This window comes from Corynebacterium sp. NML 120412 (genome assembly GCF_002285155.1).
Lineage (GTDB): Bacteria > Actinomycetota > Actinomycetes > Mycobacteriales > Mycobacteriaceae > Corynebacterium > Corynebacterium gottingense.
Genome location: NZ_NSGL01000001.1, coordinates 1391194 through 1406125, shown reverse-complemented (window position 1 = coordinate 1406125; position 14932 = coordinate 1391194). Strand labels below are relative to the sequence as shown.

8 protein-coding genes and 3 rRNA genes are annotated in these 14932 nt (G+C 60.1%); 10 read left to right on the top strand and 1 reads right to left on the bottom strand.

All coding sequences use genetic code 11. From position 1 onward, the window contains the following. The first annotated feature begins 61 nt into the window (after positions 1–61). The 7 genes from CKJ84_RS06400 to tyrS all read left to right on the top strand — a co-directional run bounded on the left by CKJ84_RS06400 (position 62) and on the right by tyrS (position 7742). Positions 62–1282: an argininosuccinate synthase gene (locus CKJ84_RS06400; RefSeq protein WP_095536499.1), complete on the top strand. Its 1221-nt coding sequence runs from the start codon at positions 62–64 to the stop codon at positions 1280–1282. A gap of 2 nt (positions 1283–1284) precedes the next feature. Further along, complete coding sequence (argH, locus tag CKJ84_RS06395) at positions 1285–2721, top strand: argininosuccinate lyase (RefSeq protein WP_095546282.1); 1437 nt, start codon at positions 1285–1287, stop codon at positions 2719–2721. Positions 2722–2777: 56 nt separating this feature from the next. After that, positions 2778–3944 (top strand): hypothetical protein, encoded by a 1167-nt coding sequence (locus tag CKJ84_RS06390; protein WP_095546281.1) that lies wholly within the window; start codon positions 2778–2780, stop codon positions 3942–3944. Beyond that, positions 3941–5569 carry a VWA domain-containing protein gene (locus CKJ84_RS06385; protein WP_095546280.1) on the top strand — a complete coding sequence of 543 codons (1629 nt, stop codon included), beginning with the start codon at positions 3941–3943 and terminating at the stop codon, positions 5567–5569. Before CKJ84_RS06390 ends, CKJ84_RS06385 begins: the two co-directional genes overlap by 4 nt. After that, positions 5556–6221 carry a hypothetical protein gene (locus CKJ84_RS06380; protein ID WP_095546279.1) on the top strand — a complete coding sequence of 222 codons (666 nt, stop codon included), beginning with the start codon at positions 5556–5558 and terminating at the stop codon, positions 6219–6221. Before CKJ84_RS06385 ends, CKJ84_RS06380 begins: the two co-directional genes overlap by 14 nt. A 10-nt stretch (positions 6222–6231) precedes the next feature. Next, positions 6232–6408, top strand: coding sequence for a Trm112 family protein (locus CKJ84_RS06375; protein WP_095278855.1), 177 nt, complete (start codon positions 6232–6234; stop codon positions 6406–6408). A gap of 68 nt (positions 6409–6476) precedes the next feature. After that, a complete protein-coding gene (gene tyrS / locus CKJ84_RS06370) occupies positions 6477–7742 on the top strand; it encodes a tyrosine--tRNA ligase (RefSeq protein WP_095278856.1) in 1266 nt (421 codons plus the stop codon). Positions 7743–7755: 13 nt separating this feature from the next. Here tyrS and CKJ84_RS12050 read toward each other — a convergent pair whose 3' ends face one another. Next, positions 7756–8283: a hypothetical protein gene (locus CKJ84_RS12050; protein ID WP_143340323.1), complete on the bottom strand. Its 528-nt coding sequence runs from the start codon at positions 8281–8283 to the stop codon at positions 7756–7758. Between the two features lie 113 nt (positions 8284–8396). Here CKJ84_RS12050 and CKJ84_RS06365 point away from each other — a divergent pair. From CKJ84_RS06365 to rrf, 3 genes are all read left to right on the top strand, one after another. Continuing rightward, positions 8397–9913, top strand: a 16S ribosomal RNA gene (locus tag CKJ84_RS06365). Between the two features lie 522 nt (positions 9914–10435). Then, positions 10436–13506: ribosomal RNA gene (locus tag CKJ84_RS06360) — 23S ribosomal RNA — on the top strand. A 174-nt stretch (positions 13507–13680) separates the two neighbouring features. Further along, positions 13681–13798: ribosomal RNA gene (gene rrf, locus CKJ84_RS06355) — 5S ribosomal RNA — on the top strand. The 16S, 23S and 5S rRNA genes sit together here, the layout of an rRNA operon. Positions 13799–14932: the final 1134 nt, after the last annotated feature.

Genomic DNA, 14932 nt, shown 5'->3' with positions numbered 1-14932 from the left:
TCAGTAACCGGGTGTGTCACAACTTGAACAACCTCGAACATTATTGAAGGAGCTACTTCTCATGAGCAATCGCGTCGTACTCGCATACTCCGGCGGTCTGGACACCTCCGTCGCCATTTCCTACCTGGGCGAAATGCTTGATGCCGACGTCGTCGCAGTCGCCCTCGACCTGGGCCAGGGCGGCGAGGACATGGAGTCCGTCCGCCAGCGCGCGCTGGATTGCGGCGCCGTCGAGTCCATCGTCGTTGACGCGAAGGACGAGTTCGCTGAGGACTACTGCCTGCCCACCATCAAGGCGAACGGCATGTACCAGGGCGAGTACCCGCTGGTCTCCGCGATTTCGCGCCCGCTGATTGTCAAGCACCTGGTCAAGGCCGCCCAGGAGCACGGCGGCACCCACGTCGCCCACGGCTGCACCGGCAAGGGCAACGACCAGGTCCGCTTCGAGGTCGGTTTCCTCAACCAGGACCCCGACCTGGAGATCGTGGCCCCGGCTCGGGACTTCGCCTGGACGCGCGATAAGGCAATCGAGTACGCCGAGGGCAAGGACCTGCCGATCGAGCAGTCCGCCGCGTCCCCGTTCTCCATCGACCAGAACGTGTGGGGCCGCGCCGTCGAGACCGGCTTCCTCGAGGACCTGTGGAACCCGCCGACAAAGGATCTCTACGCATACACCGAGGATCCGGCGATGGGCAACGCGCCGGACGAGGTCATCATCTCCTTCGAGGGCGGCAAGCCCGTGGCTATCGACGGCCGTAAGGTCACCGTGCTCGAGGCCATCGAGGAGCTCAACCGGCGCGCCGGCGCGCAGGGCATCGGCCGCCTGGACATGGTCGAGGACCGCCTGGTGGGCATCAAGTCCCGCGAGGTCTACGAGGCACCGGGCGCGGTTGCGCTGATCACCGCGCACAAGGCGCTTGAAGACGTCACCGTTGAGCGTGAGCTTGCGCGCTACAAGCGCCTTATCGACGCCCGCTGGTCCGAGGAGGTCTACGACGGCCTTTGGTTCGGCCCGCTGAAGCGCTCGCTCGACGCCTTCATCGACTCCACCCAGGAGCACGTCACCGGCGACATTCGCATGGAGCTGCACGCGGGCAAGGCGACCGTCAACGGCCGCCGCTCCAACCACTCCCTCTACGACTTCAACCTCGCCACCTACGACACCGGCGATACCTTCGACCAGACCCTGGCCAAGGGCTTCGTGCGCCTGCACGGACTGTCCTCCCAGATTGCCAATAAGCGCGACCGCGAGGCCGGCGCCCAGGAGAAGCAGGAAAAGTAGGCATGGAACAGCACAAGACCAACGAAGGCGCGCTGTGGGGCGGCCGCTTCTCCGGCGGCCCCTCGGAAGCGATGTTCGCGCTCTCCGTGTCCACCCACTTTGACTGGGTCCTCGCGCCCTACGACGTGCTCGCGTCCAAGGCGCACGCGAAGGTGCTCAACAAGGCAGGGCTGCTTTCCGACGCTGACCTGCACACCATGCTCGACGGTCTCGACCAGCTCGGACGCGACGTGGCGGACGGCTCCTTCGTCCCGGCCCCGACGGACGAGGACGTCCACGGCGCCATGGAGCGCGGACTGATCGAGCGGGTCGGCCCCGAGGTGGGCGGACGGCTGCGCGCTGGCCGGTCCCGCAACGACCAGGTCGCCGCGATGTTCCGCATGTGGTGCCGTGACGCGCTGCGCGGCGTGGCCGTCGAGGTCAGCGTGCTCATCGATGCGCTCGTCGACCAGGCCGCCGCGCACCCGGACGCGATCATGCCGGGCAAGACCCACTTCCAGGCGGCGCAGCCGATCCTGCTTGCGCACTCGCTGCTGGCGCACGCGCAGCCACTGCTGCGCGATCTCGAGCGTATCCAGGACGCGGACAAGCGCCTCGCTGTCTCGCCCTACGGCTCGGGCGCGCTGGCGGGTTCGTCGCTGCACCTGGACCCTGAAGCGATCGCGGCCGAGCTCGGTTTCGACTCCGCATGCGACAACTCGCTGGACGGCACCGCGTCGCGCGACTTCGCGGCGGAGACCGCCTACGTGCTCACCCAGATTGCCGTGGACATTTCGCGGCTGTCCGAGGAGCTCATCGCGTGGTCGACCCCTGAGTTCGGCTACATCACGCTTGACGACGCCTGGTCCACCGGGTCCTCGATCATGCCGCAGAAGAAGAACCCGGACGTGCCGGAGCTGGCTCGCGGCAAGACGGGCCGTCTTCTGGGCAACCTGACCGGCCTGCTCGCCACGCTGAAAGCGATGCCGTTGGCGTACAACCGCGACCTGCAGGAGGACAAGGAGCCGGTGATCGATTCGGTCAACCAGCTGCGGGTGTTGCTGCCCGCGATGACCGGGCTCGTCTCCACGCTCGTATTCCACGAGGACCGCATGCGCGAGCTCGCGCCCGCCGGCTTCACGCTGGCGACGGACCTCGCGGAGTGGATGGTGCGCCAGGGCGTGCCGTTCCGCGAAGCGCACGAGGCGTCGGGCGCGTGTGTGCGCATCGCCGAGGAGCGTGGTGTGGACCTCATCGATTTGCCGGATGAGGAGCTGGTGGGCGTCGATAAGCGACTGACCCCCGAGGTCCGTGAAGTCCTCACGATCGACGGGGCCGTGGCATCCCGCGATACCCGCGGCGGTACCGCCAAGGTGCGCGTGGACGAGCAGCGGCAGCGCGTTTCCGAGGCGAACGCGGCATTCCGTGCGTGGGCGGAGGCGCCGGTGCGGGGCGCGTAACCTCGGCATTGGCGCAATGACCTGCGCCACAACCGCCCAGCCCTTATGCTGAGTGCATGAGCGACACCAACGGAGGGAAGCGGTCTTTCTCTGCAATAGTCTCGATCATCATCGCGGTTGTGCTCATTGTGATGATCGGGCTTGCGCTGAGCGACGCCCGCGGCGAGAACAACGCGATACGCTGGCTGAACTTCGGAGGCGGCGAAGGTGGTGGCGCCGGAACCACCACCGTAGAGGGCATCATCGGCTCGGAGAAGCGCGACTACTTCGAGGACCCGGAAGTGAAAAGCCGGCTCGCGGAGCTCGGCTACACCGTGAAGTTTTCCACCGCGGGCTCGCGCCAAATCGCGACGAACACTGACCTGGACAAGCAGGACTTTGTCTTCCCGTCGTCCGGACCGGCAGCCCAAAAGGTGAAGAGCCAGGGCGGCAGCTACTCGGTGGACTACCCATTTTTTACCCCGATGGCCATCGCCTCCTGGCAGCCGATCGTGGACCTGCTCGAGCAGGAGGGCGTGGTGCGCAACACGGGCGACGGCTACGCCTTTGACATGGGTGCGTACGTCAAGCTCGCGGAAAGCGGGAAGCGGTGGCGCGACCTCGGCGACACTTTCCCGTCCCCGCGCCAGGTGCAGGTGAGCACGACGGACATTCGCACCTCAAACTCCGCTGCCATGTACCTCTCGCTGCTGACCTGGCAGTTTGAGCAGGAAAAACCGGGGATGAGCACCGAGGAACTGGTGGACAAGATTTCGCCGTTCTTCGTGGGGCAGGGGTACTCGGAATCGTCTTCTTCCGCGCCCTTCCGCGACTACCTGAGCCAGGGCATGGGCTCGACGCCGCTGGTCCTGGTCTACGAGGCCCAGTTCCTTGGCGAGCAGATGAAGGACAACTCGCGCGTTCGCGACGACATGGTCCTCCTGCGCCTCGAGCCGACCGTGGTGGCAAACCACGGCATCGTCGGCATCTCGGACAAGGGCAAGGAGTTCGGCCACCTGCTGAGTACTGATCCGGAACTGCAGCGGCTCGCTGCGAAGCACGGCTTCCGCCCGGCTGAGAGCGGCTCGCTCGCGGACGAGCTCCAAGCGCACGGACTGCCCGCGCCGTCCGACTACGTCAACAGCGTCGACCCACCGACCTTCGATCGCCTCGAGCAGCTTCTCGACGCCGTCGGGCAACGCTACAGCGGACAACCACCAGCCAATGAGGAGGCCACCCTATGAAGAAGTTACTTGCCGTTCTTTCCGCGCTGTTCATGGTGACTGCGACCGCCGGCTGCATGAACCTCGGCGGTGAATCAGGCGGCCTGGGAGGATCGGGTGGGTCCGGTGGGAGTGGTGATGCATCGCTGCGCATTCTCGCCGCGACTGAGCTGAAGGATCTTGAACCGCTGATCCAGCAGGCGGCTGATGACCTAGGTAAGGACATCAGCGTGAGCTACGACGGCGGTACCCTGGAGAACTCACAGGGCCTGAAGGACGGTGGGTACGACGGCACGTACGACGCCACCTGGTTTGCCACCAACCGCTACGCGGACCTGATCGGCGCCTCTGACGCGCTGGCGGACCAGTACCCGTTGGCCAATTCCCCGATCGCGCTAGGAGTTCGCAGCGATCTGGCGCAACAGAAGGGCTGGGTTGACAACCCGCCGACCTGGGACGACCTCGTTGCCGCCGCGGATGCCGGCGAGCTGTCCTTCGGAATGACCGACCCCACGGCGTCGAACTCCGGCTTTTCCACGGTGGTCTCTGCCGCGACGGCGCTGGCCGATACCGGGCTCGCGCTGACGGAGGAGGACATCAACCGGGTCGCCCCGCAGCTGCAAACGTTCTTCTCCTCCCAGACGGTTTCGTCTGGGTCCTCCGGCTGGCTCGCGGACACGTTCGCGCAGGATCCGACGAAGGCGGACGCGATCTTCAACTACGAGTCGACGCTCTTCCAGTTGAAGAAGGCAGGGCAGGACATCGAGGTGGTGGTCCCCGCCGACGGAACCATCACCGCGGACTACCCGCTCAGTGCGCTCAAGCACCCGCAGAATACGGGCTCGGGCGAGGCGGTCCGTGAGCTTGCGGATTGGTTCCAGGAACACCAGCAAGAGGTGGCGGATACGTACCGGCGCCCGGTGCAGGGCGTCGATACTCTGCCCGCTGAGCTCGCGCGGCACACGCCGATCGAGCTGCCGTTCCCGGCCACGGAGAACGTCACGACGCAGCTGCTGGACAAGTACAACGGCGAGTTCCGCATGCCCGGCCAATCGACATTCCTGCTGGACACCTCCGGCTCGATGGAGGGCGAGCGCCTTGCGTCGCTGAAGCGGATCATGCACGAGCTCATCGGCGGCACTGCTGCCACGTCGACCGGTGATGTCTCCTTCCGCGACAGGGAAAGCGTCGAGCTCCTGCCGTTCAATGATGCACTGGAGGAAGGCACCTCGAGCGTCATTGCTGATGCGGACCCCGCGTCCCGCGAAAACCTTGACGCCTTTGTGAACAACCTCGAGCCGGGCGGGTACACCGCGACCTACGCCGCGCTTGAGCAGGTGCTTACCCAGCAAGCTGCGGCGAAGGCGAAGAGCGAGTCGACGCAAAACCAGAACGAGAAGACCCGGACGCCCACGGTCGTGCTCCTGTCCGACGGGCAGGCGACCGCCGAACCGTTCTACGACCAGTTCGTTACGGACTACGGGCAGCACCCCGAATGGTCTGGTATCCCGGTCTTTGTGATCCTGTACGGTGAAGCGAACCGGGGCGAGATGGAGCAGTTGGCTCAGCTCACCGGCGGTAAGGTATTCGACGCCCAGAACGGCGACTTGGCCGAGACGTTTAAGGAGATCCGTGGCTACCAGTAAATGGGACTATTTCGCCTCGCCGAAAAACCAGGTCGGCATGATCGCGGCCGCGGTCACCACCGGGGCGTTCGCCGTCTTCGGCCTGGTGGGGGCGCTCGGAGTGATTCCCTGGGCGGTCGCCGCCGGAGTCGCGTACGGGGCGGGCGCGTTGCTCACGCCGTCGAAAAGCCAGAAGGCGCTCCCGGCGGCTGAGACGACTTCGACCGAGTCGATGATTGATGAGTCAATCAAGGAAAACCTGGCCAAACTGCACCGCGCGAACGTGCCAGCGCCGGTGTACAACGAGGCGATGAAGCTGCAGTCGGTCACCCGCTTCGTGCTCTCGCAGTGGGAGAGCCTGACGCCGACTCCTGAGCACCAGCAGACCGTGTACAACGTGTCAAAGGTCTACCTCCCCGAGGTTGTCGACACCTACCTCAAGGCGCCTCAGTATCGCGGGCGTGAGGCGTCGATGCGCTGCATCGATTCGCTGCGTACGATGTACGACGCGGTCGACCGCGTCAAGCACGGCATCCTGGACAACAACCTCCGCGCCCTGGATTCGCAGGCTTCGTACCTCAAGGAGGCGCTGCAGGGGCCCGTTTCGCTTGACGACGCCGCCGTTGACCCTCCCTCCGATCCCGACACGTCGGGGACGAGCCCGTACAAGTAGGATGAACCCCATGAGTCTCGATCCGAAACTCCTTGACGTCCTGGCCTGCCCGAAGGACAAGGGCCCACTGACATACAAGGAAGACGAACAGCTGCTGGTCAACGAGCGCCTCAACATCGCGTATCGCATCGACGACGGGATCCCGGTGCTGCTTATCGACGAAGCCGAGCCCTATCCCGCAGCCTAAGACCTCACCCCATCAGCTGAATTCAACTACCCGAGACAACTGCGCTTTTCCACGCGCGAAGGACACCGATGAGCACAAACATTGTTGAAGAACTCGAATGGCGCGGACTGATCAACCAGTCCACCGACCTGGACGCACTGCGCGCCGCGACGGAATCTCCGATCAGCCTGTACTGCGGCTTCGACCCGACTGGCCCGTCGCTGCATGCCGGCCACCTGGTGCCGTTGCTCATGCTGCGGCGCTTCCAGGAGGCTGGGCACCGACCGATCGTGCTGGCGGGCGGCGCCACCGGCATGATTGGTGATCCCCGCGACGTAGGGGAGCGGACCATGAACTCCTCCGACACAGTTGCGGATTGGGCTGGACGTATCAGCGGTCAGCTCAAGCGGTTCGTCTCCTTTGAGGGCGAGAACGGCGCGTTGTTGGTGAACAACAACGACTGGACGAAGGACATGTCGGTCATCGACTTCCTCCGCGACGTGGGCAAGCATTTCTCCCTGTCCACGATGCTTGGCCGCGACACGGTGAAGCGCCGCCTGGAAAACGACGGCATCTCGTACACCGAGTTTTCCTACATGCTGCTGCAGGCGAATGACTACGTGCAGCTTCGCCGCAACCACGACTGCGTGTTGCAGGTTGGTGGAGGTGACCAGTGGGGCAACCTTGTCGCTGGTGTGGACTTGAACCGTCGCATGGACGGCGAGCAGGTGCACGCGCTGACGGTGCCGCTGGTCACCGACTCCGAGGGCAAGAAGTTTGGCAAGTCCACTGGTGGCGGCTCGCTGTGGCTCGATCCCGAGATGACCAGCCCGTACAAGTGGTACCAATACTTTGTGAACACCGCTGATGCCGACGTGATCCGCTACCTGCGCTGGTTTACGTTCCTGGACCAGGAAGAACTCGATCGCCTTGCGGTTGAGGTGGAGGAGCGACCGTTCAAGCGTGAGGCTCAAAAGCGTCTTGCACAGGAGATGACGGACCTCATTCACGGCCGCGAAGCCCGCGAAGCTGTTGAGCTGGCTTCGCAGGCGCTGTTCGGGCGGGCGGAACTGACCGACCTGGACGAGAAGACGCTCGCTTCCGCGGTTTCGGAGACCCAGGTGTTCGAGTTCCGCGATGCGGAGACCACCATTGTTGACCTGCTCATTGGCGCAGGCCTTGCCGATTCGAAGGGCGCTGCCCGTCGCTCGATCAAGGAGGGTGGCATCTACGTGAACAACGAGCGGGTGGCATCCGAGGAATGGAAGCCCGGAAGTGACGACTTGTTGCACGGCGCGTGGCTGGTCCTCCGCCGCGGGAAGAAGAACTTCGCCGGTGCCAAGAAGGTGGGATAGCTCCTCACCGCTACTAACCGCCAACAGTTTTCGTGTAAGCGAGCTGTTGGCGGTTTTCGTTTGCCCAAAAACCTGTTGTGTGCTGGGGGTTTGCGTGTTTGTGTTGTTCGTGGTTAAGTATTTCCTCGTTGCCGAGAGCGAGTGAGTCGCTCGGAGGGAACGAGATAATTTCACAGTGTTGCGGGCTTGGTTGCTTGAGTTTGGTTGAGGTTTTCCTCGATTTTGACTTTTGTTTACCTTGTGTGTAACGTTGTTTTCCGCTGCCGAGCACTGATTGGTTGTGTTTGACTGGTTGGTCTGGTGTGCGTGTGTTGTTTGAGAACTCGATAGTGTGCCAATGTACTTTTGTTTGTGGATTGGTTGCGTGCCTGTGTTGTGCTGGCTGCACGTTTTGTGTGGTTGGTGTGTGCCGGTGGCGCTGCTTGTGAACCTCTAGTTGCAGGTGGTGTTTGCTGGTTATGGTGCGTGATTTGATTCGCGTTTTGTAACTATTTTTTTTGTTGTGTCGGCCTGTTTTTGCCCCGTCGGGTTGGGTCGGCATGAGAAGGTAATTTGAGGATTTGCCAGTCCTGCACTGCATTTGGTTGTGGTGTGGGTTGGTTTGTTTTTGGTTAGGTTTGGGCTTTTCACGGCCTTTGTTTCTTGCTGAAACTTTTTGTGGAGAGTTTGATCCTGGCTCAGGATGAACGCTGGCGGCGTGCTTAACACATGCAAGTCGAACGGAAAGGCCCTGCTTGCAGGGTACTCGAGTGGCGAACGGGTGAGTAACACGTGGGTGATCTGCCCTGTACTTTGGGATAAGCCTGGGAAACTGGGTCTAATACCGAATATGACCACTTCTTGGATGGGGTGGTGGAAAGCTTTTGCGGTATGGGATGAGCTCGCGGCCTATCAGCTTGTTGGTGGGGTAATGGCCTACCAAGGCGTCGACGGGTAGCCGGCCTGAGAGGGTGTACGGCCACATTGGGACTGAGATACGGCCCAGACTCCTACGGGAGGCAGCAGTGGGGAATATTGCACAATGGGCGCAAGCCTGATGCAGCGACGCCGCGTGGGGGATGACGGCCTTCGGGTTGTAAACTCCTTTCGCAACCGACGAAGCTTTTGTGACGGTAGGTTGAGAAGAAGCACCGGCTAACTACGTGCCAGCAGCCGCGGTAATACGTAGGGTGCGAGCGTTGTCCGGAATTACTGGGCGTAAAGAGCTCGTAGGTGGTTTGTCGCGTCGTTTGTGGAATACCGCAGCTTAACTGCGGGGTTGCAGGCGATACGGGCATAACTTGAGTGCTGTAGGGGAGACTGGAATTCCTGGTGTAGCGGTGGAATGCGCAGATATCAGGAGGAACACCGATGGCGAAGGCAGGTCTCTGGGCAGTAACTGACGCTGAGGAGCGAAAGCATGGGGAGCGAACAGGATTAGATACCCTGGTAGTCCATGCCGTAAACGGTGGGCGCTAGGTGTGAGTCCCTTCCACGGGGTTCGTGCCGTAGCTAACGCATTAAGCGCCCCGCCTGGGGAGTACGGCCGCAAGGCTAAAACTCAAAGGAATTGACGGGGGCCCGCACAAGCGGCGGAGCATGTGGATTAATTCGATGCAACGCGAAGAACCTTACCTGGGCTTGACATACACTGGATCGGGCTAGAGATAGTCTTTCCCTTTGTGGCTGGTGTACAGGTGGTGCATGGTTGTCGTCAGCTCGTGTCGTGAGATGTTGGGTTAAGTCCCGCAACGAGCGCAACCCTTGTCTTATGTTGCCAGCATTTGGTTGGGGACTCATGAGAGACTGCCGGGGTGAACTCGGAGGAAGGTGGGGATGACGTCAAATCATCATGCCCCTTATGTCCAGGGCTTCACACATGCTACAATGGTCGGTACAACGCGTGTGCGATCCTGTGAGGGTGTGCTAATCGCTGAAAGCCGGTCGTAGTTCGGATTGGGGTCTGCAACTCGACCCCATGAAGTCGGAGTCGCTAGTAATCGCAGATCAGCAACGCTGCGGTGAATACGTTCCCGGGCCTTGTACACACCGCCCGTCACGTCATGAAAGTTGGTAACACCCGAAGCCCATGGCCCAAACTTGTTAGGGAGTGGTCGAAGGTGGGATCGGCGATTGGGACGAAGTCGTAACAAGGTAGCCGTACCGGAAGGTGCGGCTGGATCACCTCCTTTCTAAGGAGCTTTTTATTGTTGTGCCCACGGTTGTGGGTTGGTGGTTGATGTCGCCTAAGGTGTGACTGCCACGTATTTGTTTTGTATAAATTCCGGGTGGATGCGCACCGGCAGGGTTGGATGCTTCTGCTTTGTGTGGCGCGGGTGTGTGACCAAGTGTTCCGCAAACATGGTTTTGGGTATGTTGGCATGCTGTTGGGTGTCTGGGGCAGCACATGGCCTGCGCACGACGTTTATGTTGTGTGTGGTTGTGGTTGTCTTGTTGGCCTGCACGTGAATGATCACTGCGCTGTTTGTGGTGTGTGGTTGTTGTGGTGTGGGTGTGTTGTGTGAGAACTGTATAGTGGACGCGAGCATCTTTCTTCTTTGCCGCATCCTTGTGCGCATGTTTGTGTGTGCTTGGGGTGTGGTGTTGTGAAGGATTTTTTGTTTTGTAAGTTTGCAAGACTGTTTTTGTGTTTTGTGTATCTGAGCATGCGCCGCCCGTTGTGTGGTGGTGTGTGTTTGTGTGTGTTGGATAATTGTTTGGTTATTCAGGGCGTACGGTGGATGCCTTGGCATGCTGAGCCGATGAAGGACGTGTGAGGCTGCGTTATGCCTCGGGGAGTTGTCAACAAAGCGTTGATCCGAGGATGTCCGAATGGGGGAACCCAGCACCGGTTGTGTGGTGTTACCTGCAGATGAATGCATAGTCTGTGTGGAGGTTGACGCGGGGAAGTGAAACATCTCAGTACCCGTAGGAGAAGAAAACAATTGTGATTCTGCTAGTAGCGGCGAGCGAACGTGGATGAGGCTAAACCATGTGCGTGTGATACCTGGCAGGGGTTGCGTGTGTGGTGTTGTGGGGTGCAGTGTTTCTGGGCTGCTGACCAGGAGCGTGCGCGTGCGTGTTAGCGGAAGCATCTGGGATGGTGCGCCGGAGTGGGTGAGAGTCCTGTACGTGAAGGCGTGTGCGTGTGTGTTGTTGTTGCCCCGAGTAGCAGCGGGCTCGTGGAATCTGCTGTGAATCTGCCGGGACCACCCGGTAAGCCTAAATACTCAGTGTGACCGATAGTGGATAGTACCGTGAGGGAATGGTGAAAAGTACCCCGGGAGGGGAGTGAAAGAGTTCCTGAAACCGTGCGCTTACAATCCGTCAGAGCACTTCTTGTGTGTGATGGCGTGCCTTTTGAAGAATGAGCCTGCGAGTCAGCGGCATGTCGCGAGGTTAACCCGTTAGGGGTAGTCGTAGCGAAAGCGAATCCTCATTGGGTGTTGTTAGTGGCATGTCCTGGACCCGAAGCGGGGTGATCTACCCATGGCCAGTGTGAAGCAGCTGTAAGAGGTTGTGGAGGCGCGAACCCACGTAGGTTGAAAACTGCGGGGATGAGTTGTGGGTAGGGGTGAAAGGCCAATCAAACTCCGTGATAGCTGGTTCTCCCCGAAATGCATTTAGGTGCAGCGTTGTATGAGCTTGCCGGAGGTAGAGCTACTGGTTGGTTGAGCGGGACTATCATCTTAGCAACATCAGCCAAACTCCGAATGCCGGTGTAAGTGTTGTACAGCAGTGAGACTGTGGGGGATAAGCTTCATAGTCGAGAGGGAAACAGCCCAGATCGCCGGTTAAGGCCCCTAAGGGTGTACTAAGTGGAAAAGGATGTGGGATCGCGAAGACAGCCAGGAGGTTGGCTTAGAAGCAGCCATCCTTGAAAGAGTGCGTAATAGCTCACTGGTCGAGTGGTTCCGCGCCGACAATGTAGTGGGGCTCAAGTACACCGCCGAAGCCGCGGCAACAATGTTTTGTTGGGTAGGGGAGCGTCGTGCATGGTGTGAAGCAGTACCGTGAGGGGTTGTGGACTGTGTGCGAGTGAGAATGCAGGCATGAGTAACGAGTGTAAGGTGAGAATCCTTACCGCTGGATGACTAAGGGTTCCTGGGTCAAGTTCGTCTTCCCAGGGTGAGTCGGGTCCTAAGGCGAGGCCGACAGGCGTAGTCGATGGTCAACGGGTTGATATTCCCGTACCCGTGTGTGTGCGTCAAGTGATGAAGCGGTGATACTAACCACCCTGATCGCTGGCCATGGGGTAACTTTGTTGCCCTGGGTTGGTGTGATGCGTGGGGCCTGAGTCGTTGTAGTCAAGTGATGGGGTGACGCAGTGTGGTAGCCAAGCCACTTATTGGATTGTGGTGTAAGCGTGTGGCACGACGGTGTGTGAAATGCCATCGTTTTTGTGTGTGAGGCGTGATGCGTAGCCCTTTTTTGGGTGATGTTGGTGATCCTGTGCTGTCGAGAAAAGCCTCTAGCGAGTGTGCATACGGCCCGTACCCGAAACCGACACAGGTGGTCAGGTAGAGAATACTAAAGCGGTCGGGTGAACTGTGGTTAAGGAATTCGGCAAAATTCCCCCGTAACTTCGGGAGAAGGGGGACCTGTGCTGGTAGCTGCATTGTCGTGTGGTGTGCTGGTGTGGGTCGCAGAGAAGAGAGGGGAGCGACTGTTTATCAAAAACACAGGTCCGTGCGAAGACGGTTAAGTTGATGTATACGGACTGACGCCTGCCCGGTGCTGGAAGGTTACGAGGACCTGTTAGATCTTTTTTGGGTCGAAGCGGAGAATTTAAGCCCCAGTAAACGGCGGTGGTAACTATAACCATCCTAAGGTAGCGAAATTCCTTGTCGGGTAAGTTCCGACCTGCACGAATGGCGTAACGACTCCCCTGCTGTCTCAACCACAGGCCCGGTGAAATTGCAGTACGAGTAAAGATGCTCGTTTCGCGCGGCAGGACGAAAAGACCCCGGGACCTTCACTATAGCTTGGTATTGGCATTCGGTGCGGTTTGTGTAGGATAGGTGGGAGACTGTGAAGCATTGACGCTAGTTGGTGTGGAGTCGTTGTTGAAATACCACTCTGACCGTAGTGGATATCTAACCTTGGCCCATGATCTGGGTTGGGGACAGTGCCTGGTGGGTAGTTTAACTGGGGCGGTTGCCTCCCAAAATGTAACGGAGGCGCCCAAAGGTTCCCTCAGCCTGGTTGGCAATCAGGTGTTTAGAGTGTAAGTGCACAAGGGAGCTTGACTGTGAGACTTACAAGTCGAGCAGGGACGAAAGTCGGGACTAGTGATCCGGCACCTACTTGTGGATGTGGTGTCGCTCAACGGATAAAAGGTACCCCGGGGATAACAGGCTGATCTTCCCCAAGAGTCCATATCGACGGGATGGTTTGGCACCTCGATGTCGGCTCGTCGCATCCTGGGGCTGGAGTAGGTCCCAAGGGTTGGGCTGTTCGCCCATTAAAGCGGCACGCGAGCTGGGTTCAGAACGTCGTGAGACAGTTCGGTCTCTATCCGCCGCGCGCGTTGAAACTTGAAGAAGGCTGTCCCTAGTACGAGAGGACCGGGACGGACGTACCTCTGGTGTGCCAGTTGTTCCGCCAGGAGCATTGCTGGTTGGCTACGTACGGGAGGGATAACCGCTGAAAGCATCTAAGCGGGAAGCCTGTTTTGAGATGAGGTTTCTTAGGCGCCCAGGAGATGACTGGGTTGATAGGCCAGATCTGGAAGCATCGTAAGGTGTGGAGGTGACTGGTACTAATCCGCCGTTGATCAAACACTTTTGCACACACGTGGATACACTTGTGGTGTTGTAGGTTTGCGAAACGATTTGTTTGCGTCCACTATGCAGTGCTGGCACAGCACACTGTTGGCTAACTGTTCATATTGTTGAATATTTTGACTGTCGCATCACCAACCGTTGGTGGTTGGTGGCTGGCATGCCCCCTTGGGTGTGTCGGTGGTTGATGGCGGCGGGGAAACGCCCGGTCCCATTCCGAACCCGGAAGCTAAGCCCGCCCGCGCTGATGGTACTGCACTCGGGAGGGTGTGGGAGAGTAGGTTACCGCCGACCCTGAACATGAGAGATAATTGAATACTGTTTGTGCGCCCCGGCCCCGGGGGTGGTGGGACCTGTTGTTGGTCCCTACCCGGCGGGGCGTTTTTTCTATTCCCGCGCGGGGTGGGGTGCAGTGCGGGGGCCGGTGGTGCTTGTGCGTGTGCGGGGCCTGGGATCTTCGCTGGGTGTCTGGGGTTGCCGTGGATCACTCTGCCACCGCAGAGTGGACAGGGGGTTGGGAAATCCGTGGCGCGTACCGTGCCGTCTTAGGACGGGGCGTCCCGTGTTCTACTCTGTGGCCGCAGAGTGACTTGGAAGAGTGGCACACCGAGACGCCTACTCTGCCACCGCAGAGTTGGAGCGGCCGGGAAGGCCGAGGCGCGTCCTTTAACGAGTCGTGGATCCAGGGGGCCGTTTTACTCTGCCAACGCAGAGCGCAACCCGGCTAAACACCCGGGCAAAGGTTTTGCTGTTACCCTCGTCGCGCGATCACCGGGCGCTGTTGCTGTCACCCGGATCCCACACATGCTGGCGCACCCCCAACGCCTGCGTGTGTAGCCGGCGGGGTGCTTGTTGACGAGATCTCCTTGGCGAAGATGCGAGACGGAGGGGACCGCGGACAAATAGTTGGAGTGTCCCCGGGGGCGGAGAGGGTTTCTGATGTCCGCGCATTTTCCCCGTGAGATCCGGGAGCAAGCAGTTGATAAGTTTCTTGAAGGCATGCCGTACAAGCGCATCGGCGATTGGCTGGAAGAAAGCTATGGCCAACGCCCTTCTCGGTCAACGGTCGGGTTATGGGTCAGGCAAAGACGTCACGGTCGCCCTCTTAGCCCGCAGCCGGGTATGCATGCCCCGGAAACAGTCGCTGATGCGGTTGCACGTCGTGTGACCTCAACACAGTCGTTTGCAATTATCGGCGACCAAGTTGGCGTCGCCAGTGGGTCAGTGCGGAAATGGACTTCGCGGTACTGGCCCGACGCGCAAGAGGTTGCCGCTGCCGCGTCGGCCTCGACGAAGTCTACGCGATCACAATGGAACGTGTGAGCAAAGATCGCAGAAACAAACGCACCAAACAGCAACAGCGCATCGCTGATAAGCACAACGCCGCCACCCGTCCGGCACCGGCAGATTCCTGGTTGCCAGGCCCAG

Bases quoted from the DNA above. Each gene is read 5' to 3' on its own strand.
- CKJ84_RS06400 (WP_095536499.1), top strand. From the start codon at position 62: ATGAGCAATCGCGTCGTACTCGCATACTCCGGCGGTCTGGACACCTCC.
- argH (WP_095546282.1), top strand. From the start codon at position 1,285: ATGGAACAGCACAAGACCAACGAAGGCGCGCTGTGGGGCGGCCGCTTC.
- CKJ84_RS06390 (WP_095546281.1), top strand. From the start codon at position 2,778: ATGAGCGACACCAACGGAGGGAAGCGGTCTTTCTCTGCAATAGTCTCG.
- CKJ84_RS06385 (WP_095546280.1), top strand. From the start codon at position 3,941: ATGAAGAAGTTACTTGCCGTTCTTTCCGCGCTGTTCATGGTGACTGCG.
- CKJ84_RS06375 (WP_095278855.1), top strand. From the start codon at position 6,232: ATGAGTCTCGATCCGAAACTCCTTGACGTCCTGGCCTGCCCGAAGGAC.
- tyrS (WP_095278856.1), top strand. From the start codon at position 6,477: ATGAGCACAAACATTGTTGAAGAACTCGAATGGCGCGGACTGATCAAC.
- CKJ84_RS12050 (WP_143340323.1), bottom strand. From the start codon at position 8,283: ATGCCGACCCAACCCGACGGGGCAAAAACAGGCCGACACAACAAAAAA.